We start from the raw sequence: 21,112 nt of genomic DNA, 5'->3' as shown, positions 1-21,112 counted from the left end.
ATACTGAAATATAAAATATATTAAAATGATACATAAATCATCATTAATAAAGGGATTAATAGCTTTAGTGTTTGTACTGATTAGTGCATTTAGCTATGCACAACAAGACCCTCAGTACACACATTATATGTTTAATACATTGAGTGTAAATCCTGCTTATGCAGGTCAAAGAGAAACGCTAAGTATTGTAGGTCTTCACCGATCCCAATGGGTTGGAGTTGATGGAGCACCACAAACGCAATCATTAGGTATTCATACTCCTTTACGCAACGAGCGAATAGGTTTAGGATTAAATGTGGTCAATGACGCATTAGGACCAGTGAGCGAAACTTTCGTAGATGCTAATTTTTCATATACCATACCTTTAAACGCTAATGATTTAAAATTATCATTTGGTGCTAAAGGAGGATTTCACATGTTAGATTCAGATTGGAGTAAAGGACGCTACAAAAATTCTGACCCTAATAACTTTGGGGATAATATAAATTTGACTTCCCCAATGATAGGAGCAGGTTTATATATGCACACACGAAAGTGGTATGTAGGTTTAGCTGTTCCTAATTTTATAGAGACTGAGCATTATGACGATTATAAAGAATCGGTTGCAATAGAGCGAATGCATTTTTATTTAATTGGTGGATATGTATTTAATATAAGTGAAACTACAGAGTTGAAACCTGCATTTTTAGTAAAAGGAGTTTCAGGCGCACCATTAATTGCAGATGTTTCAGCAAATTTATGGATTCAAAAGAAATTAACTTTAGGTTTAGCATGGAGGTGGGACGATTCTGTAAGTGCACTTGCTGGTTTGCAAATAACCCCTGGTATGTTTTTTGGTTATAGTTATGATCTTACTACGACAGGTCTAAGCAATTATAACAGTGGAACACATGAGCTAACCCTAAGATTCGAAGTTAAAAGATTAGGTAGAATATTATCACCACGTTTCTTCTAAAAACAATATTATGAAAACAATATCGAAATATATATTAGTAACATTTGTAAGTTTATTTGCCACAATTGCTTTGGCACAGAATGGCAAAATTCAAAGTGTAAAAGATGATTATCGGGATTTCGCTTATGTGAAAACTAGTGAAGTATTATTAGAGGTGGCGAATAAAGGTTACAAATCTGCAGACCTGTTTCAGAAATTAGCAAATTCATTCTATTTTCAGAATAAAATGGAAGACGCAGCCAAATGGTATGGGGAATTAATGAACATGGAAGAGGTTGTAGATCCAGAATATTACTTTAGATACGCTTTAGCTTTAAAAGGAATTAAGGATTACGAAGGTTCTGATAAATGGATGAAGAAATTCAATGAACTTAAACCCGATGACTTAAGGGGAAAGGCTTTCTTATCTAAAGTAGATTATAAATCCTCAATAGAGGAATTGAGTAGAGAAGATATTGAAATTGTTAACCTCGACATCAATACCGAGCTATCAGATTTTGGCACTACAGAATACGAAAACAGTATTGTCTTCTCTTCAGCGAGAGGTGGAGGTCGAAAATATAGATGGAATGAAGAGCCTTATTTAGATTTGTATGCGGTAGAAAAAGACGAGGAAGGTAATTTTGGTGAGGCTAAAGCAGTAGAAGGCGAAGTGAATACAAAATACCATGAGTCGAGTGCTGTATTTTCACCTAATGGAAAATACATGTTTTTTACGAGAAATAATTATCACCGCCTTAAGTATAAAGAAGACGAATCGGGCATCAATAGATTACAATTATACAGAGCTACTTTAAGTGACGATGGTACTTGGGACAATATTCATAAAATTCATTTCAATAGTATCGATTATAGTGTGGCACATCCTGCGCTAAATTTAACAGGAACTAAACTATATTTTGCTTCAGATATGCCTGGAACTTTTGGCCAATCTGACATTTTTGTAGTAGATGTGAATGATGATGGAACATTAGGTGAACCAGAAAATTTAGGCACATCAATAAATACGGAAGGGCAAGAGTCGTTTCCATTTATTAACACTAATGGTGACTTGTATTATTCCTCAACCGGCTTTCCAGGTTTAGGTGGTTTAGATGTGTTTAAATCAGAAGGTTTAGATAAAAAAGTGAAAGAAGGTTCTAACAGAAATTTTCCAATCCAAAATGTAGGGAAACCTGTAAACAGTGCAAAGGATGACTTCGGCTATTACGAAAACTTAGTCACTAAACGCGTTTATTTCAGTTCAAATAGGGAAGGCGGAAAAGGAAGTGATGACATTTATACTTTTGAAATTCCAGAATTAAAACTCTTAGTGGAAGGTACTGTTGAAGACCTTAATTCAAGAGAATTAATACCAGGTGCAACAGTTATTTTGTATGATGAAAATGGAAATGAAATAATGCGTGACACCGTTGGGGATGAGGCTTATTTCAATTTTGAAGTTGATCCTAAAAAAGAATATCTTATTAGAGCAGAAAAAGACAAATATACATCAGACGAAAAACGCTTTATAACCCCAAATAAAAATCAAGAATTAAAAATGGTGTTGCTAATAGAACAAGACGAGCAACAAATTGAACCTTGCGACGATTTAGCCAAAGTATTAGATATTCCTATTATTTATTTTGACTTCGATAAATCAATTATAAGATACGATGCTGAAATTGAAATTCAAAAAGTATTAGCAGTGTTGACTAAGTACCCAACGATGCATATTGATATTCGTAGTCATACAGATTGTAGAGGAGCCGCAACATATAACGAAAAATTATCTGATAAAAGAGCTCAATCTACGCGTCAATATCTTATCGATAACGGCATTGATGCAGACCGTTTAACAGCAAAAGGTTATGGGGAAGCTCGCTTGGTAAACGATTGTGGTTGCGAACCATCTAACGATTCAAATTGTTCTGAAGAAGAACACCAACTTAATAGACGTAGTGAATTTATAATTACAAGTATTAATGGTAAAACTTGTGAAGAGAAGGAATAAGCATTAATTAAAATAACTCTGTTTAGATAGCCGTTTAATTATTAAACGGCTATTTTTATGAAATCATTTACTTTTATTTAAACTTAAGGTAGTAATTTCGCAATATGACAGAAGAACAAGTCATCCTAGTCGATGAGAATGATAAACAGATTGGCTTAATGCCAAAGATGGAAGCCCATGAAAAAGCCCTTTTACATCGTGCATTTTCGGTTTTTATATTTAACGATAAGAATGAGTTAATGCTTCAACAGCGCGCGTTGCATAAATACCATACACCGGGTTTGTGGACCAATACCTGCTGCAGTCATCAAAGGGATGGAGAAAGTAATCTTGAAGCCGGAAAACGACGTTTGCAAGAAGAAATGGGTTTTGTTACCGAATTAGAGGAATCGACCTCCTTTATTTATAAAGCACCTTTTGATAATGGTTTAACCGAACATGAATATGATCATATTATGATTGGTTACTATAATGATAGTCCAAAAATTAATGCTGATGAAGTAGAGGACTGGAAATGGATGTCACTAGATGTTGTAAAATCAGATATGGCTGTGAACCCTCAATTATATACAGCTTGGTTTAAAATAATTTTTGAAAAGTTTTACGAATTTATAAATATTAACAAATAATAATGAAGGTTACAGTACATAGAAAAGCACATTTTAACGCAGCACATCGTCTTTATAGAAAAGATTGGAGCTTCGAAAAAAATGATGCGGTTTTTGGTTTATGTAACAATCCTAATTTTCACGGTCATAATTATGAATTGATTGCTAGTGTTACAGGAGATATAGATCCAGAAACCGGTTATGTTATAGATATTAAAACTTTAAAAGACATCATTAAATCTGAAGTTGAAGAGGCCTTTGATCATAAGAATTTAAATGTTGATGTGCCTGAATTTAAAGATTTAAATCCAACAGCCGAGAATATTGCTGTCATTATTTATAACAAAATAAAAGCCAAGTTAGATTCAAAATTTCATCTTGAAATTACACTCTATGAAACGCCACGTAACTTTGTAACTTATTCTGGAGACGAATAGTAGTAAAAAATTTAGTGCTTTACACTTTTAAATTAAAAGGTATAAAGTGGTAATGATTTACAGAACATTTTAGAATTATAAGTCTTAAACTTAAGATAATAAATAATAAAATAACTAAATGGATTTAGTATTTTTGCATCCAAATTAGCCGAGGCCTATTTGCTAAGGTGTAAGTTATATAAAACATAAATAACATGTCGAATAAAAGAGATTTAAAAAAGGATATCAACTACGTTTTAGGAGATATTATTGAAGCCGTTTACATTTGGGAACTGACAAATTCAGAAAACTCAACGAAAGAAAGTGAAGCAATTATTGATGAAGCTATCGTAACCTTTGATGAGTTAATTGCTCGAGTGAATGATAGAAGTGTCGAAAACAAAAAAGCACACTTCAAGGCTATTAATAACGATCTAGAATCTAAAGGAAGAGATCTTATTGAAAAAATAAATAAATTAAAATAAAAAGGATTTGTAAATTTGAAAATCTATTTTAAATTTGCGCCTGCTTACCATAATTAGGTAAGCTTTTTTATTGCCGATGTAGCTCAGCTGGCTAGAGCAGCTGATTTGTAATCAGCAGGTCGTGGGTTCGAGTCCCTCCATCGGCTCTAAGTTAAAACTCCAACTATATTATTTAGTTGGAGTTTTTTTTGTAAATAATGTAGATACTTTTAAATTTTGCTTTTAGAGTTCACAAAGGTTGTTTTGTTCTTTATAGGTTCCAAAAACAAAAAATCCAATCATTAAAAAGTGATTGGATTTTTTGCATTAGTAGTTATTCTACTTCTAAAAATAATAGATCAATGAAAGTTAGCGAATATTATTCAACCGAATCTCTATCTGCAATAGCTTCACCTAATTTTTTCCCGTAAAATGAATTCTTAATATCAGAAGTTAAATTGTTATAAACAGAATCAACATACACAGGATTCGTATTTCGAGCTTCATACAATACGAGATAAGGAGCTACTTCACTATCGTTATTATTCATTGCAAATTGAATAGTGTACGCGTATTTTCGTTTTATGAGTTGATCTGCTACTTTCGTTAAAGAATCTGCTGCGATACTATCTTTACTTTTTTGAGCATTAAAGCGTGCTTCAAAAACATCTAAGTTTTTATTATTGTATTGTGCCATCACATCTAAATATTCTTCTAAAAGTACTTGTTGCTTAGAACCTTTAATTTCAGAATCGAAATCGAAATGTTTTAGAGAGGTATTAATTTCAGTTACGCCTTTATCAGCAAAAAAAGGAATATAATGCTCCTCTCCATCATTTTTAAATAATTTCAAATAGAGTAGAATTGGTTCTTCTATATTGGTTTGTAATTTAAATTCAGATTGACCTACGATGACCATAGAATCTAAATCTACAATACTAGAATCACCATCCTTTTGAAGATAAACTACACCTTTTTTTAAATCTTTAATATTACCCTTTAAGGTAAAGTTAGAAGTATTTTCTTTTCCGCAAGAAACGGCTAAAATGACTAAGATAATAAGACTTAGGGCTTTACTTAATTTTGTCATGCTGGGCTAAAATTTTTGGTGGGCAAATATCTTATAATAGTTTTAATATTGAAGACAACTTGTCTTTTTATTTTTAAGGAAATACTGAAAATTAATTAATATCAAATGTTAGCTAACGGCAGCCAACTCCATTAGAATTGTACAGCCAATTGCAGCAATTGTGCCCACGGCATAACCAAATACAGCAAGTAAAACTCCTACAGTTGCTAAAGATGGATGAAAAGCAGAAGCTACAATAGGAGCAGAGGCCGCACCGCCAACGTTCGCTTGACTTCCAACCGCTAAAAAGAAATAGGGAGCTTTAATAAGTTTTGCGACCAAAATCAATAATATAGCATGTATGGTCATCCATACCACACCAATAGCGATTAGACCAACGTTATCAAAAATCATCTTAAGATCCATTTTCATACCGATACTTGCTACAAGAATGTAAATAAAAACACTCCCAAATTTACTAGCGCCAGCCCCTTCATAATTTTTGGCTTTAGTATTAGATAATAATATTGCAATTAATGTGGACACACTTATCATCCAAAAGAATTCTGAGCCTAAGAACGTAAAGATATTCCGTGTGGTTGGTGAAGCTATATCTGCAACCATACCTTCAAAAAGTGGGGCGAGATAATTAGCACTTAAATGTGCAAAACTCACGGTGCCGAAAGCAATGGCTCCGATAATCATAATGTCTGTAAGCGATGGATTTCGTTTTACTTTTTCTGAAAATGAAGATACTTTTTCCTTAAGGTCTTCAATTGAAGAGGTATCGGCTTTTAACCATTTATTAATGCGGTTTCTTTTTCCAATCCCAATTAAAATAATGGCCATCCAAATATTGGCGACTACAATATCAACAAACACCATACCTCCATATTTGGCTTGGTTATAACCATAAATTTCAAGCATTGCTGTTTGGTTGGCACCTCCACCAATCCAGCTTCCTGCTAGAGTGGAAAGTCCTCTCCAAACCGCATCTGGTCCTACACCTCCAACGGTATCAGGATGGATACTTGCAATCAATAAAATGGCAATAGGGCCTCCAATTACAATGCCTAATGTTCCTGTAAAAAACATAACCAATGCTTTCCAACCTAAATTAAACACGGCTTTTAAATCGATGCTCAACGTCATAAGTACCAAAGCTGCTGGTAACAAATACCGACTCGCCACATAATAAAGACTTGTGCTGTGTTCTGTGAGAACACCAGTTTCAGAAACCGTTGTCCATTCTGGTGCAATTAAACCAGTAGTAGTCAAAACAGCGGGTAACATGTAAGCCATAAATAAACCTGGCACAATTTTATAGAATTTTGGCCAGAAGCCCGTTTTAATGGATTCTGTGATAAATACAAATCCAAGTGCAAGCATTAAGAGTCCAAACACAATAGTGTCATCAGTAAAAATTGGAGTATTGTCCATAGTTTAGTTGTTTAGTGCGTGCAAAATACAAAAACAAAAAAAAAGTAACCGTTTCCGATTACTTTTTATCTGCAGAATTATCTTTTGGTTTGGGTTGTCTATTGTGTTCTTTTAGATATTGCATTAGCATCCACTCAATTTGGCCGTTGGTACTACGAAACTCATCTGAAGCCCATTTTTCAATGGCTTTCAGCATATCTTCATTCATGCGTAGTGCAAAGGCTTTCTTTTTAGACATTATAAATTAGTTAATTTTTGGTTTGTAAGTGGCTAATACACTTTCGGCTTCAATTTGTTTTTGAGTGCCAATTAAAAGTTTGTTACCGTTTTCTAACTCTAGTTGAATACCGATATCTCCAGAAACATTAATAGCTTTTCCTTTAGATGTATTCCAAAGAATTCCTCCTCTTAATCCCCAACCACCATATTCATTTAAAGGACTGTACGTTCTTATATAGGCATTGTTTATTTCCTTCCATGTAATGATTTTATAACTCCAATGAAACGGAAAGAATTTATAATGGATTCCTGTTTTGTCTATTCTTGTGCTTAACTTAAACAAAAATATTAAACTAGCTGCCAAGACTATGAAACTAATTGTCAATATAAATTCTATGGTGGAAAAACTGCTTGGACTATTGATGTAATCTTTAATTGTGATTCCTATCGGTACCATCATGCTAATTACTAATAGTATAATTAACCATGCCTTGGTAAACCGCTGTTCTTCTTTAAATATTCTCATAATTTTATTTCAAGCATTTTAAAAGCTAGAGCTGCTTAGTTAATTATAATTTTTATTGTCACTTCTACCTTCATATGCATAAAAATTAGTTTCGTAAACAGTTTTCTGTGAAGGTTCTAAATCAGAATTTTGACCTAGTTACTTTAGGATCCTACATATTAAATATTTAAGATCTATTTTTTGCTATGGCAAAAATTAACAGGGGATCCTTTTAATGGTTCAGTGTTCCTGTATTTACTACGGGTGAAACATCTTTATCACCACAAAGCACTACCATAAGATTACTGACCATAGCCGCCTTACGTTCTTCATCTAAATCTACCACTTGCTTTTTACTCAATTGGTCTATAGCCATCTCTACCATGCTCACAGCTCCCTCAACGATTTTATGTCTAGCGGCTACAATCGCAGTGGCTTGTTGTCGTTTTAGCATCGCGTTGGCAATTTCGTTTGCATAAGCCAAATAGCCAATTCTCGCTTCCAAAACTTCTATGCCAGCTATAGTTAAGCGTTCGTCAATTTCTTTTTCTAGAGCTTCACTGACTTCATTGAGGCTAGAACGAAGCGTAATATCTTCATCCAACCCTTCATCTGCAAAGTTATCATAAGGATACATACTTGCTAATTTCCTAACGGCAGCATCGGTCTGTACACGCACAAAGTTTTCGTAATTATCAACATCAAAGGCGGCGTTATAGGTGTTTGCTACTCGCCAAACCAATATGGTACTAATCATTACTGGATTCCCTAACTTGTCATTCACTTTTAACCGCTCGCTATCAAAATTTCTAGCTCTAAGAGATATTTTCTTTTTGGTGAAGAGTGGATTTACCCAATAAAAGCCATTCTTTTTTACAGTACCTACATATTTTCCAAATAAAAGCAATACACGTGAGCCATTTGGTTGTACCATTAAAAACCCGAATGCCAATATAATGGCCGTAATTATTCCAATTATGGACCAACCTGTTTGTGTTAATGGTATAAGTGCAATACTTCCAAAAAATAACGCTATAAATAGGAAAAGCATTAAGTAGCCATTTGCTGGGACGATGATTTTTTCTGCAGACATAAGTTTTAGATTTAATTGGTTAGTAATCCTTTTAATTCAATATGATATTAAAATGATATCATAAAGATATGTTTTATTTTATTAGTGTGCAAATATTTAATTTGTTACAGTCTCGGTTACAGTTTCAATTTTTCATTTCAGTATCCGTCGTAATCACAATTTCGGATAAGGTGCTTAGGAAATATTTTAACGGAAAGAGTAGCAATGGAGAGGATACAAAAGAGGAAGCAATTGTTTATCCATAAAAGGTTTTAATAACCAAAATTTTTATTAATCTATATAAGCAATAAATTATTGCAAAATAAGTGAAATATAAAGTTTGGCACAGCATTTGTAATATACTAAGCGTAATGACTATTACAAGAGTTACCATTTGGTAACAATACTACAAAGTAGTAGCATTATTTTTTGGTTGGTTAGTTAGAAAAAGCATCTCGTGGTTGGGATGCTTTTTATTTTTAATTATGCTAGAATCTAAAAGCAAAACGAAGAAAAATGCAGTGTTATTAAAGTAGGATTTTGTAATATATTAGGATTGTATGAATTCCACAATACTCTCAATAAGCTGCGGTGAAATATTACGAAATGACTCATTGTACGATTTTGAATTTTCTAAATCACCTCCATCAATTTCAAATAGTACATGATTCATATTTTCAATAATAATTAATTTAGCTTTGTTGTTGGCTCCTTTTAGGACTTCAGCTTCCTTAACAGAAACCTGAAGATCCTTGGTACCATTAATAATCAAAATAGGCATGTCTAGCTCGTTAATAATTTCGGTCGGATTGTGGGTCATCCAATTCATCATAAATTCTTGAATCTCTGGACCAAATAAGGAGCCTAATGCGGCAGGATAATCTGTGGTATTTTCGCCTTGTTTTAGTAAACTAACAACGCGTTGGGCTTCTTCACCTAATTTAGGTGCCATTTTAGTGACTTGCTCAATAATAACATCTCCAATATTGTTACCCGCACCAGCTAATGAAATAAAACCATCGGCTTTGTCTTTAGCAGATAGCATTCCGACTAAACTCCCTTGACTGTGACCAATCACATAAATTTTGTTATAATTTTTTTCATTCTTGAAGTAATTCAATACAGCGGAAGCATCACTTACAAAATCATCAAACGTAATATCTTTATCGATATCATTTTTGAGAATTTGTTTTACAATACGTTTATCGTATCGAAATGTGGCTATACCATTTTCCGTTAAACCTTCCGCTAATTTCTTGAGAGAATTATTTTTTAAGAAATTCTGATTGCCATTACGATTTGTAGGCCCAGAACCGGCAATTATAATGGCTAAATTAGGTTTTGTATTTATTTTGGGTGTTAGTAATGTACCATCAATCCATTTGGTTATAGCTAATTCTTCTTCTGAATACGTTCTTTCTTGACCAAAACCATTAAAACAAATTAAACACAAAGCGAGAATTATATACTGTTTCATTTCAAATCTATTTAATGAGGTTTAAAGTTACTTTATAAAGATTGAAAATGAAATTTTAGATTCAAGTTTTATTCCAATTTAAATTTTACTAGCACAATATATTCTGTTTTGAAATATGTATTTCAACGATAAAAATGATATTTTCAACTGTAAATGTTAAAATTAAGCGCATTACATCGATTAAATATGTTTTTTAGCGTTATATTTCAAAATGAATTATATATTTGACATGTACTGAAAATTAGTTTTTAGTTCAATGGATTAATTAATTAATATTTGCCTTATGTTGTGTAATTAGAGACCCTAAATCTACCAGCATAGTTAGAAAGCAAATAAACGAAAACCGAGATTGAGGGATCTCGGTTTTTTGTTTTTAAGAGTTTCGATCTAGCTCAGCTATTCTGCATTTTTCTTATAAATTAAAAGGTTTTAGTTTAATTAAATTTTTGTTTGGCTCCAGCAAACTGGTCTACATTCTATTTTTTTAGTAATTTAGTATCTGGTCAGAAATAGTACAATTTGAAAGAGGTTTTTTCCAAGTCTAGTTCAGTATATGCTTTTCTACGATATTTGCCTTTGTTTTTAATCGTTTACTGTTCATGCGCAACTCATGGAAAAGAACAAAATTTCATCCAGAATAATTCAGTTTATACTATGTTTCTATTTTCGACTACACATTAATTTTAATATTTCAATATGAATTATAAAATAATTTTACTTTTAGGAAGCTTGTTATTCATGACTTTAAGTTTTCAAAAAAAGGAAACCTTACCTGATGGTTTCGTGTATGCAAAATCGGTTATTCCCGATTTAAATGTTGAATTACGGTATTTTTCTGAAAACAATTTTGTCGGTGATACCATAGACGGATACAAATCCAATCGTTTAATTTTAACAAGGGATACAGCGGAAAAACTAAAATTGGTTCAAGATGAATTGCAAAAACAAAATTTATGTCTCAAAGTGTACGACGGGTACCGACCGCAACGTGCAGTTAATCATTTTATCCGCTGGGCAAAAGATTTGAATGACACAATCAACAAACCACAATTTTATCCTGAAGTTTGTAAAAACACCTTATTTGAAGCAGGTTATATATCATCTCGTTCTGGGCATAGTAGAGGCAGTACAATAGATCTAACGATTAGTGATGGAGAAACGGGTGAGCCTTTGGATATGGGCAGTCCTTATGACTTTTTTGGTGAGCAATCTTGGGTAGATCACAATGATATAAGTGAAGAACAAAAAAAGAACCGACAATTATTACAAACCGTAATGTTAAAACACAACTTCAGAAATTATAGTAAAGAATGGTGGCATTTTACATTGCGTTGGGAACCATTTCCTAAAACTTATTTTGATTTTGAAGTAGAATAATCTATGTCTTTCTTAAATAGATAAGTCCAACGGCGGGTCCTATAGCGAGGATTAGAAATACATATTGTATAGATATTTCTACTGCAATTAACAGGTTTATTAACTGTATGCTTACAATGGTGATAGCGAAACCAATACAATTTACAATCGTTAAGGCCGTTCCTTTTGATTTAGAATTGCTGTTTTGTGCAACCATAGTGGAAAACAATGGAGAGTCTGCGATAACGGCCATACCCCAAATAATAAGAAATGCAATAAATAAGATACTGGAATTTATTATAAAGAACAATGGAGACAGTAAACAGCATAAACCAGACGTACACAAAGCTACCATTGCCGTTTTCTTAATGCCATAAATTTTGAAGCCTATACCACTTAAAACACAGGCAATTGCGCCAGAAGCAATGATAGTAAAAATTAACAAATAAACATTTATTATTATGTTATGAAACGTGCAATAGGAGATAAGCAAAACCGGTAGAAAGGTCCAAAACGCATACAGTTCCCACATGTGTCCAAAATAACCGAAGGCGGCGGCTCTAAATGCGTTGTTTTTAAAAATTTTAATAATCTTAGTTATTTCAAACTTAGAGGCTAATTTTTGATAAGGACCATTTTTCACGAACATAAAAATGAGCAAACCTCCAATCAATGCCATGATGGAAGTCGTCCATACAACAATTTTCCAATCGAAGTTTAACCCAAGAGATTTAATAAAATGAGGAAAAGCGGTGCCTAAAACTAATGCTGCAACTAAAAAACTCACTGATTTTCCCAGACCTTTTTTAAAATGGTCAGCTGCAATTTTCATCCCCACAGGATAAATCCCGGCTAAACTAAAACCTGTTAAAAAACGAAAACATAATAATGTAGAAATGGTATTGTGAGAATAAAGCATACCAAGATTAAAACCAGCACCAAGAAGGGCACAGGTAAAAAATATCTTGGAAGGCGAAAAACGATCACTTAACGTAAGGATGGCAAATATTAAGGTTCCAACTATAAAACCGAACTGTACGGAAGCGCTCAAATAACCCAACGATTGTGGATTCAGGTTGTAAACAGCGATTAAATCTTCAATAACTGAGTTGCCTGCAAACCAAATAGACGTGCAACAAAATTGGGAAAAAATAATAATTGGTAAAACCCGTTTCGTGGTGCGAGATTTGGTTTGGGTTTTCAACGTGATTTTAGTTTAAATAAATCCAAGCCCAATACATCAATCCAAATTGCAATGGAATACGAAGTATCAAAATCCATCTTGGAATACCTGCTGCAGCTTTTTCGCTAGAAAGCATATAGAAATGTACCAATAGAAAAACAGCCAACATAGCAATAATTCCATAAATAGATATAGCTTTTAAATCTGGAACGCATAAGCCTATGCCTAATAAAATTTCTGCAATACCGCTTAAATAGACTAAAGCTTTATGACCCGGTAAATACTTAGGCATAATTCGCATATACATTTTCGGTTTGAAGAAATGCATTAATCCGGCGAAAACATAAATTCCTGCCATAATATATAGACCTAACGGTTCATTCATCTTTGTAGGTTTTATAAGTTAATCCTATGCCATAGTTAAATAAATCTCTTTTGAGTAAACTAGATTGCAGACCATTGCCTTTGTCGAAATTTACCCAATTATTTCCATTGATAAACACTCGTTTTATATAGGTGTTTTTTTCTTCAACTTTATCAGTAAATGGTAATAAGGGTCTAAAGTTGGTCGGGATTTTAACGATGCCTCCAGTTTTAGATTTTATCTCTTTGTATTTCTTGTTGGGCAGCAACTTACCGGCTTTATTGGTGTAACCTAAAACTTGAAGCGATACAAAAAAGCCGTTTTCCGGAATATAAATATCAAATTCATCTACTTGCAATTCAAATGCATCTCCATCTTTTTCAGTAGCTCTAAAAACAATAGTTTCATTAGTTAATACTTTGTCTGGAACACCATCGTTATTATTGTAAAACTTCACTTTAAACAGTGTAGAAAACTTTTTCTTTTCACTGTTCTTGCGATTGCGTTTCTCCCAATCTTTAGATTCTAAGGCAATAGGAAAAAATACCGTTTTCAACCTTTGATCCTGACTTGTCGTTTTAGGAAAATAAACTGCTATTTCGGATTCTATAGTGGGCAACCAGCAATTATAATAATCATTGTCTAAGTATGGCTTTAGGTTTTCTTCTCTAAATTTTCGGTCTAACGCGACATCAAGTACCACTTCGTCTAATTCAGCAGCTTCGGGGTGCATGCGTAATTGATTTGGTAAATTTTTTGTCGCCACATTTAGGTCTTTAAAACCCAAAGCCGAAATAAAGAGTGAGTCGATATCTGGATATAATTTTTCAGTAAAGTAAAATTGCCCTTCATCATCTGCAAAAATACCGTTGCCATTACCAAAAGAAATAGTAGCATAACTTACAGGATAGGTTGTAATACTGTCTTTAATAGTAATCTGACTAAAAGCCAATGGCCCGATGAATAGAAATAGGGCTAAAGTTTTGTACATATTTCAATTTTCGTTAGGTAAAAGATTAAAGATGCTGAAATAAATTCGAGATTACAATTAATGGAATGGATAATTACTGAAAAAAATACGTTTTCTAGGTATATTTAGTTTCTCTCTCAACTTCCCACTTCTAACATCACACTTCTCAATACCAACGCTTTTTCTTCTTTTTAGAAGCTTCACTTTTACGTCCTTTTTTGTACTTACTTCCTTGTTTTTTATGTACAATAGGTTTCGCCTTTGGATCCAGCGGATAAGGATGTTCATTCTCTACAGGAATTTGAACATTTATAGCATTCTGAATCGATTTTACATAGCTTTTTTCATCAGCAGAACACATGGCGTAAGCTTTACCAGAGTTACCCGCTCTGCCTGTTCTACCAATACGGTGTACGTAAGTTTCAGGTACATTTGGCATATCAAAATTTAGAACATTGTCTAATTCATTGATGTCAATGCCACGAGCTGCAACATCAGTTGCAATTAATACCTTTACATAGCCATTTTTAAATTTATTTAAAGCCGTTTGCCGATCACTTTGGTTTTTATCTCCGTGAATACTATTTACAGAATAGCCATTTTTAAGCAAAGTTTGCTCTAATTTATCAACACCGAACTTGGTACGTCTAAAAATAAGGATATTACCTTTAATGGTATTTCTTAACAAGTGCAAACACAGTTCAATTTTGTTGCGTTTTGGAACATAATACAACACTTGACTAACATCTTTGGCCACCGATTTTGTTGGAGTCACATCAATACGTTCGGGATTTTTGAGAATAGTATTTGCTAATTCTTCAATTTTATGAGGAATGGTTGCCGAAAATAATAAGGTCTGTTTGTCTTCTGGACACAAGCGTTCAACTTTCTTTATATCATCGATAAAACCCATATCTAACATGAGATCGGCTTCGTCTAAAACAAAAGTCTCAATATGATCGAGGTTAATGTAATCTTGTTTGTGCAAATCGAGCAATCTACCAGGAGTGGCTACTAAAATATCAACTCCTTTATTTAGTACATCGATTTGTGGTTCAATAGAAGCGCCACCAAAAACGACTAAAGAGCGCAGATTAGTAAATTGAGCGTAAGTTTTAAAATTCTGTTGAATTTGAACCGCTAATTCACGTGTCGGACTTACAATAAGTGCTCTGATTTTTTTACCTTTTTTTGGGGCGTCCTGTCTATCAAAAAGTTGCTGTAAAATGGGAAGTGCAAAAGCTGCTGTTTTGCCTGTTCCGGTTTGTGCTGAAACAATCACATCCTTTTTATCTAAAACCAATGGAATAGCACGTTGCTGAACTAACGTTGGCTCTGTGTATCCAGAGGCGTCTATGGCTTTCAATAGGGGTTTAATAAGTTGTAAGTCTTTAAATGACATGTGCTTTTTATTTTAGCAAAGGTAGAATAAATGTTCTACCAACGATCTTTTATCCAATTCTTCTGTTCCTCTTCAGACAAAAACGTCCAAGCAATACATCGGCTAATTTTATGGCCTTGACCCATTTCTATCGTTTTTACATCGGTAGCATTAACCTTTTGTAAAATTTTATAGGTAGGTTTTAGTGTCGTTTCTTTCGAGATTAAACTTGTAAACCAAAAGCATTGTTTGCCAAAATGCTTGCTTTCATAAATCATATCTTTTACAAAACGTGCTTCACCTCCTTTGGTCCAAAGTTCGTTATGCTGGCCGCCAAAATTTAAAAGGGCTTTGTTTGGTCGTTTTCCTTTAAGATTTTTCTGCTTTTTTAAACTTGCCTTTTGAGCTTCTTCTGCAGACGCATGAAACGGTGGATTGCAAATTGTAAAATCAACTTTTTCTTCGGGTTTTAAAATGTTGTGAAAGAAGTCATTGGATTTTTCTTGTCGTCTAATTTCTAATGTAGATTTTAAACTAGAATTGCGCTGCTCAATTTCTTTAGCCGACGTAATTGCGGTATCGTCTGTATCACTGCCTATAAATGACCAACCATACTCGTGCTGACCAATAATTGGATAAATACAATTGGCTCCCACACCAATATCTAGACCTTTTATTTGTTTGCCTTTTGGGATATCAGAACGATTACCTTTTAAAAGATCAGCAATATTATGGATATAATCTGCCCGTCCAGGAATCGGTGGACATAAATAATGTTTAGGAATATCCCAATATTCTAATCCATAATGATGAATTAACAAAGCTTTGTTTAAAGCTTTAACGGCATTAGGGTTAAAAAAATCGATAGACTCATCCCCATATTTATTTGGAGCAACGAATGCTGCTAATTTTGGTGAACTTTTAATAAGTGCTTCAAAATTATAGCGTTCTCTGTGTTGACTTCTGGGATGAAGTTCTGATTTTACTTTCGGATGTGATTTTTTCTTTTGCAATGTATTAAAATTAGTTAGACCAAAGGTAGGTTAAAAGAGAATGATGATCAGTAATTTTCAATTTCAAATTAAATTATTATAAGATGCTTACGATTATAAAATGCGATTAATAGGATAGCAAAACTTAATCAACTTTCTTAAATCGAAGAATTTCTTCTCCGCTATTATTTAATAATAATAAATTTAAACCATCTTTTTTATAGCTCACTGAATTCCTTAAGGCATTGTCAAAACGATCTGAAACAGTCATATCCGGGCACATTTTTCTAGTGGTCGCTATGGCCCCAAATTTAATGGATATCGAGTCCAAGGATGTAATTGATCCGTTGTAATTGTTGCAACCATTGTTTCCCATAACACGCATTTCAGTGGTATTAATTTCTAAGCTTGGTGCTATTAGTTGATCCGTAATTGCTTTTCCATTAATATGGGTGGTTGACCAAATATCGTGAATTGCCAATTTTGGATCTTGAATTTTCTCTAAAACATCAATAAGTTCATATTGAATTGATGATGTATCAGCAGGAACTTTATTAGGATCTAAGGTAGTTTCAGAAACTTCAATTTTATATAAATATCCAGGTTCAAAAGTAAAGCCATTTATGGAGGCATAAAACAAATTCCAATCAGCATTCACATAGCTTTCTGCTTTAGTTACTTGTAAACATTGCGTTTTTCCTACACCAGCATCGCAATCTACTTTAGCACTATTTACCCAATAAGTTGAGATTGTAGTTGCATTTTTTGAAGACCCACAAGACGTTAATAGGACAGTAAACATTATAATAAAAAGTGTTTTTAACTTAAACATATATTTCTATTTAATTTTGAAATTAAAATATATTCAAAATACCTTTCATTAGACAGCATAAAACGTTAAATCTATGTTAGAAAAATTACTAATTCATTTTTATTGAGCGTTTTATTTTAAGCCCTATGAACAATATATTCTTAAGGTTGCGATGTAAAAGGAAGAGCACATGTTATTCCATAATAATTATCAAATCATCTTGTTTCACCATTCGACCTTCTTTTAGGATTACCGATTTAATTTTTCCAGATTTATGAGCGGTTACTGTAGTTTCCATTTTCATGGCTTCTATCACAAACAATGGATCATTTTCTTCAACCGAAGCTCCTTTCTTTACCAGTATTTTATACAGTGAACCCTGTAATGGCGCTCCAATTTGGTTAATATCATCTTTATCTATTTTTGCATTTTCTACTTTTTCTATATTTAATGAAGTGTCAAAGACTTCTACAAATCTGTTTTCACCGTTAACTTTGAAAAAGACTGTTCTTACACCTTCATCATTAGGAATTCCTACAGAAAGTAGTTTAACAATAATTGTTTTACCAGGCTCTAAAGTAATATTAGTTTCTTCTTGAAGTTTCATACCAAAGAAGAAATCCTTAGTTGGTATCAGGGCAATATTTCCGTAAAGTTTATAATTTTCGTGAGCTTTCTCAAATACTTTTGGATATAACATATAAGATAAAAAGTCTTCCATTTCAATAGGTCTTGTAAAGCCTTGTTGAAATTTTTTCTTAAAAGCAGCATATTCCTTAGTGAAATCTATTGGCTCTAAATGTGCATTTGGTCGGTCAGTATAGGCTTCTCTATTTTTAAGAATAATTTTCTGTAGTTTCTTTGGAAACCCTCCAACAGGTTGTCCTAAGTCTCCCTTAAAGAAATTAATTACCGATTCAGGAAACGAAATTCCTTCCCCACGTTCCATCACATCAGCAGGAGTTAGATTATTGGTCACCATAAAAATGGCCATGTCACCAACGACTTTAGAACTTGGTGTTACCTTAATCAAGTTACCAAACATATTATTGACCTCTGCGTACATTTTTTTAACGTCATCGAAACGATCGCCTAATCCTAAAGCAATGGCTTGAGGTCGTAAGTTTGAATATTGACCTCCAGGAATTTCATGCTGATACACTTCTGCTGTTCCTGCTTTTAAGCCCGATTCAAATGGATAATACATTTCGCGCGTATCTTCCCAATAATTAGAAAATTGATTTAATGAGCCCATATCAAAATCGTGTGCACGATCTTGCCCTTTTATCATTTCTACTACTGCATTAAAATTGGGTTGGGAAGTAAGACCTGACAGCCCACCAAGCGCAACATCAACCACATCAACTCCGGACTCTATGGCTTTTAAATAGGTGGCAGTTTGTAATGACGAGGTATCATGCGTATGCAAATGAATAGGAATATTTAAAGTGTCTTTTAACGCCGTTACCAATTCCGTTGCAGCATAAGGCTTTAATAGGCCTGCCATATCTTTAATGGCGACCATGTGTGCACCTGCATTTTCTAAATCCTTAGCGAGTTGCGTGTAGTATTTTAGATTATATTTGGTTTCTTTTGGATCTAAAATATCACCTGTATAACTGATCGCAGCTTGGGCAATACCACCAGTTTTGTTTCTAACATAATTAATACTTGGTTCCATAGCTTTTACCCAATTGAGCGAATCGAAAATTCTAAAAATATCAACGCCATTTTCCCAAGATTTTTCCACGAATTTCTCGATCAGGTTATCAGGATAGGCTTTATAACCCACTGCATTGGAGCCGCGAAGTAACATTTGAAATAGGATATTTGGAACCGCTTTACGTAATTCTCGCAAACGTGTCCACGGACTTTCGTGTAAAAATCGTAAACAAACATCAAAAGTAGCTCCTCCCCAAACTTCCATACTAAACGTATTAGGATGGTTTTTTGCAAAACTTTCTGCAACTTTCAACATATCGTAACTTCGCATTCGAGTTGCCAAAAGTGATTGATGTGCATCGCGCATCGTGGTATCTGTATAATGAATCTTTTTGTCTTTCATTAACCATTCACAAAATGCTTCAGGACCTAATTCTGTTAATAAATTTTTTGTGCCTTTCGGAAACGATTCCGTACGGTTATATTTTGGAATTTTAGCGGTTCTGAATATTTTAGTCTTATCAATGTTTTTAACATCAGAATTTCCATTGACAATAACTTCGGCAAGAAAATTAACAGCCTTGGTAGTACGGTCTTGCGGTAATTTTATTTCGAATAAAGATGGTGTATTCTGAATAAAATTAACCGTCACTTTACCTTCTTTGAAAGTTTCATGCTGAATGACATTTTGAAGAAAATGAATGTTGGTCTTTACACCTCTAATCCTAAATTCTTTCAATGCGCGAGTCATTTTCCGAACGGCTCCATCTAAAGTTCTACCATGAGCAGACACTTTTACAAGCATAGAATCGAAAAACGGACTAACATTATAACCTTGGTAAATACTGCCGGCATCTAATCGAATCCCCATTCCCGACGCACTTCTATAAGTTGTGATATTACCGTAATCTGGCGTAAAATTATTTTCAGGATCTTCGGTAGTTAATCGACATTGAAGCGCAAAACCATAAGTGGCTAAGGTCTCTTGCTCATATATTTTTATTTGTTTATCAGATAATTTATAACCCCCAGCAATAAATATTTGTGTTTTAACCAAATCGATTCCAGTGACCATTTCAGTTACCGTATGTTCTACCTGAATTCTTGGATTGACTTCAATAAAATAAATGTTGTCTTGTTGATCGACTAAAAATTCAACCGTACCAATATTGTTGTAATTTACTTCTGAAGTAATTGCGATGGCGTATTTGTACAAGGCATCTTTCACTTTTTGAGATACATTGTAAGAAGGTGCCACTTCCACCACTTTTTGATGACGACGTTGTACGGAACAATCGCGCTCAAATAAATGGCGAATATTGCCATGTCTATCGGCTACAATTTGTATTTCAATATGTTTTGGGTTTTCGACATATTTTTCTAAAAACATGGTGTCATCACCAAAGGCGTTCAGAGCTTCGTTTCTTGCAGAATCAAAATGTTGCTCCAAATCTTTGTCATTTCTTACCACACGCATACCACGACCTCCGCCACCTGAAGCCGCTTTGAGCATTAAAGGGAAACCAATGGAATTGGCTTCCGAAAGTGCTATTTTTAATGAGGAAAGGTTTTTTTTGTTACTTTCAATAATAGGAACTTTACATTTTACAGCGATTTTCTTTGCGGTTATTTTATCTCCCAAGGCATCCATAACTTCGGGATCTGGACCGATAAAAATGATGTCGTTTTCGGCACATCGTCTTGCAAATTCTGAATTTTCAGACAAAAATCCATAACCCGGATGTATGGCATCGACATTTTTATCCTTCGCTAAAGCCACAATCTCATCAATATCTAAATAGGGTTTTAAAGGATCATTATTTTCGCCAATTTGGTAAGATTCATCAGCTTTGTTTCTATGTTGTGAGTAGCGATCCTCATAAGTGTATATAGCTACAGTCGCAATGTTAAGTTCTGTACAAGCTCTTAGTACACGGATGGCAATTTCACTTCGATTGGCAACTAATATTTTTTTAATTTTCATGGTCGGCAGAATATGATGATTTGTAATAATATATAAGTTTTATACGTAATTATGTTGTTTCGTTTTAGTTATTCTCAAATATATAAAAGACTTACTACAACGTTTTCGTAATTATGGTATATTTTTTTTAAAGCTAATAATTAGATGTGAAGATTCTCGGTTAATTTTTGCAATTACCATAAACTAATTCA

The 21,112-nt window shown here is 33.6% G+C and carries 19 protein-coding genes and 1 tRNA gene; 7 read left to right on the top strand and 13 right to left on the bottom strand.

The annotated features are described in order from the left end of the window. Positions 1 to 25: 25 nt before the first annotated feature. The 6 genes from QMA06_RS07410 to QMA06_RS07385 all read left to right on the top strand — a co-directional run bounded on the left by QMA06_RS07410 (position 26) and on the right by QMA06_RS07385 (position 4,603). Positions 26 to 955, top strand: a complete 930-nt coding sequence (locus QMA06_RS07410) for a PorP/SprF family type IX secretion system membrane protein (protein WP_290206234.1) — start codon at positions 26 to 28, stop codon at positions 953 to 955. A 10-nt stretch (positions 956 to 965) separates the two neighbouring features. Beyond that, entirely contained in the window at positions 966 to 2,948 is a 1,983-nt protein-coding gene (locus QMA06_RS07405; RefSeq protein WP_290206233.1) for an OmpA family protein, read from the top strand. A gap of 104 nt (positions 2,949 to 3,052) precedes the next feature. After that, complete coding sequence (gene idi, locus QMA06_RS07400; protein WP_290206232.1) at positions 3,053 to 3,577, top strand: isopentenyl-diphosphate Delta-isomerase; 525 nt, start codon at positions 3,053 to 3,055, stop codon at positions 3,575 to 3,577. A 2-nt stretch (positions 3,578 to 3,579) separates the two neighbouring features. Beyond that, on the top strand, positions 3,580 to 3,993 hold the full coding sequence (locus QMA06_RS07395) for a 6-pyruvoyl trahydropterin synthase family protein (protein WP_290206231.1): 414 nt from the start codon (positions 3,580 to 3,582) through the stop codon (positions 3,991 to 3,993). Between the two features lie 194 nt (positions 3,994 to 4,187). After that, on the top strand, positions 4,188 to 4,457 hold the full coding sequence (locus QMA06_RS07390; protein WP_290206230.1) for a hypothetical protein: 270 nt from the start codon (positions 4,188 to 4,190) through the stop codon (positions 4,455 to 4,457). 72 nt (positions 4,458 to 4,529) lie between these two features. Then, a tRNA-Thr gene (locus QMA06_RS07385) sits at positions 4,530 to 4,603 on the top strand. A 212-nt stretch (positions 4,604 to 4,815) separates the two neighbouring features. On the opposite strand, the gene QMA06_RS07380 is transcribed toward QMA06_RS07385, so the two are convergent. From QMA06_RS07380 to QMA06_RS07355, 6 genes are all read right to left on the bottom strand, one after another. After that, positions 4,816 to 5,526, bottom strand: coding sequence for a DUF4369 domain-containing protein (locus QMA06_RS07380; protein ID WP_290206229.1), 711 nt, complete (start codon positions 5,524 to 5,526; stop codon positions 4,816 to 4,818). Positions 5,527 to 5,634: 108 nt separating this feature from the next. Beyond that, the gene (locus QMA06_RS07375; protein WP_290206228.1) at positions 5,635 to 6,945 is read right to left on the bottom strand and encodes a DUF819 family protein; all 1,311 of its coding nucleotides are present in this window, start codon (positions 6,943 to 6,945) and stop codon (positions 5,635 to 5,637) included. 58 nt (positions 6,946 to 7,003) lie between these two features. Then, positions 7,004 to 7,183, bottom strand: coding sequence for an Arc family DNA-binding protein (locus QMA06_RS07370; protein WP_290206227.1), 180 nt, complete (start codon positions 7,181 to 7,183; stop codon positions 7,004 to 7,006). A 6-nt stretch (positions 7,184 to 7,189) separates the two neighbouring features. Beyond that, entirely contained in the window at positions 7,190 to 7,690 is a 501-nt protein-coding gene (locus QMA06_RS07365; RefSeq protein ID WP_290206226.1) for a hypothetical protein, read from the bottom strand. Positions 7,691 to 7,901: 211 nt separating this feature from the next. Further along, complete coding sequence (locus QMA06_RS07360; RefSeq protein WP_290206225.1) at positions 7,902 to 8,762, bottom strand: SPFH domain-containing protein; 861 nt, start codon at positions 8,760 to 8,762, stop codon at positions 7,902 to 7,904. A gap of 529 nt (positions 8,763 to 9,291) precedes the next feature. Beyond that, complete coding sequence (locus QMA06_RS07355) at positions 9,292 to 10,218, bottom strand: alpha/beta hydrolase (protein WP_290206224.1); 927 nt, start codon at positions 10,216 to 10,218, stop codon at positions 9,292 to 9,294. 696 nt (positions 10,219 to 10,914) lie between these two features. Between QMA06_RS07355 and QMA06_RS07350 the strand changes: the two genes are divergently transcribed. Next, positions 10,915 to 11,595 carry a M15 family metallopeptidase gene (locus tag QMA06_RS07350; protein WP_290206223.1) on the top strand — a complete coding sequence of 227 codons (681 nt, stop codon included), beginning with the start codon at positions 10,915 to 10,917 and terminating at the stop codon, positions 11,593 to 11,595. 1 nt (position 11,596) lies between these two features. Here QMA06_RS07350 and QMA06_RS07345 read toward each other — a convergent pair whose 3' ends face one another. From QMA06_RS07345 to QMA06_RS07315, 7 genes are all read right to left on the bottom strand, one after another. Continuing rightward, entirely contained in the window at positions 11,597 to 12,778 is a 1,182-nt protein-coding gene (locus QMA06_RS07345; protein ID WP_290206222.1) for an MFS transporter, read from the bottom strand. 7 nt (positions 12,779 to 12,785) lie between these two features. After that, a complete protein-coding gene (locus tag QMA06_RS07340; RefSeq protein ID WP_290206221.1) occupies positions 12,786 to 13,142 on the bottom strand; it encodes a DoxX family protein in 357 nt (118 codons plus the stop codon). Further along, positions 13,135 to 14,112, bottom strand: coding sequence for a peptidase associated/transthyretin-like domain-containing protein (locus tag QMA06_RS07335; RefSeq protein WP_290206219.1), 978 nt, complete (start codon positions 14,110 to 14,112; stop codon positions 13,135 to 13,137). Before QMA06_RS07335 ends, QMA06_RS07340 begins: the two co-directional genes overlap by 8 nt. A 145-nt stretch (positions 14,113 to 14,257) precedes the next feature. After that, positions 14,258 to 15,493: a DEAD/DEAH box helicase gene (locus tag QMA06_RS07330; protein WP_290206218.1), complete on the bottom strand. Its 1,236-nt coding sequence runs from the start codon at positions 15,491 to 15,493 to the stop codon at positions 14,258 to 14,260. Positions 15,494 to 15,528: 35 nt separating this feature from the next. Beyond that, positions 15,529 to 16,485 carry a 23S rRNA (adenine(1618)-N(6))-methyltransferase RlmF gene (gene rlmF, locus QMA06_RS07325; protein WP_290206217.1) on the bottom strand — a complete coding sequence of 319 codons (957 nt, stop codon included), beginning with the start codon at positions 16,483 to 16,485 and terminating at the stop codon, positions 15,529 to 15,531. A gap of 124 nt (positions 16,486 to 16,609) precedes the next feature. Further along, positions 16,610 to 17,296, bottom strand: coding sequence for a DUF4377 domain-containing protein (locus QMA06_RS07320; RefSeq protein WP_290206216.1), 687 nt, complete (start codon positions 17,294 to 17,296; stop codon positions 16,610 to 16,612). A 172-nt stretch (positions 17,297 to 17,468) separates the two neighbouring features. After that, complete coding sequence (locus QMA06_RS07315; protein WP_290206215.1) at positions 17,469 to 20,921, bottom strand: pyruvate carboxylase; 3,453 nt, start codon at positions 20,919 to 20,921, stop codon at positions 17,469 to 17,471. Positions 20,922 to 21,112: the final 191 nt, after the last annotated feature.

Source organism: Winogradskyella bathintestinalis (assembly GCF_030407435.1).
Lineage (GTDB): Bacteria > Bacteroidota > Bacteroidia > Flavobacteriales > Flavobacteriaceae > Winogradskyella > Winogradskyella bathintestinalis.
Note: the sequence above shows the minus strand (reverse complement) of the source record. Positions and strands in the feature narration are given on the sequence as shown.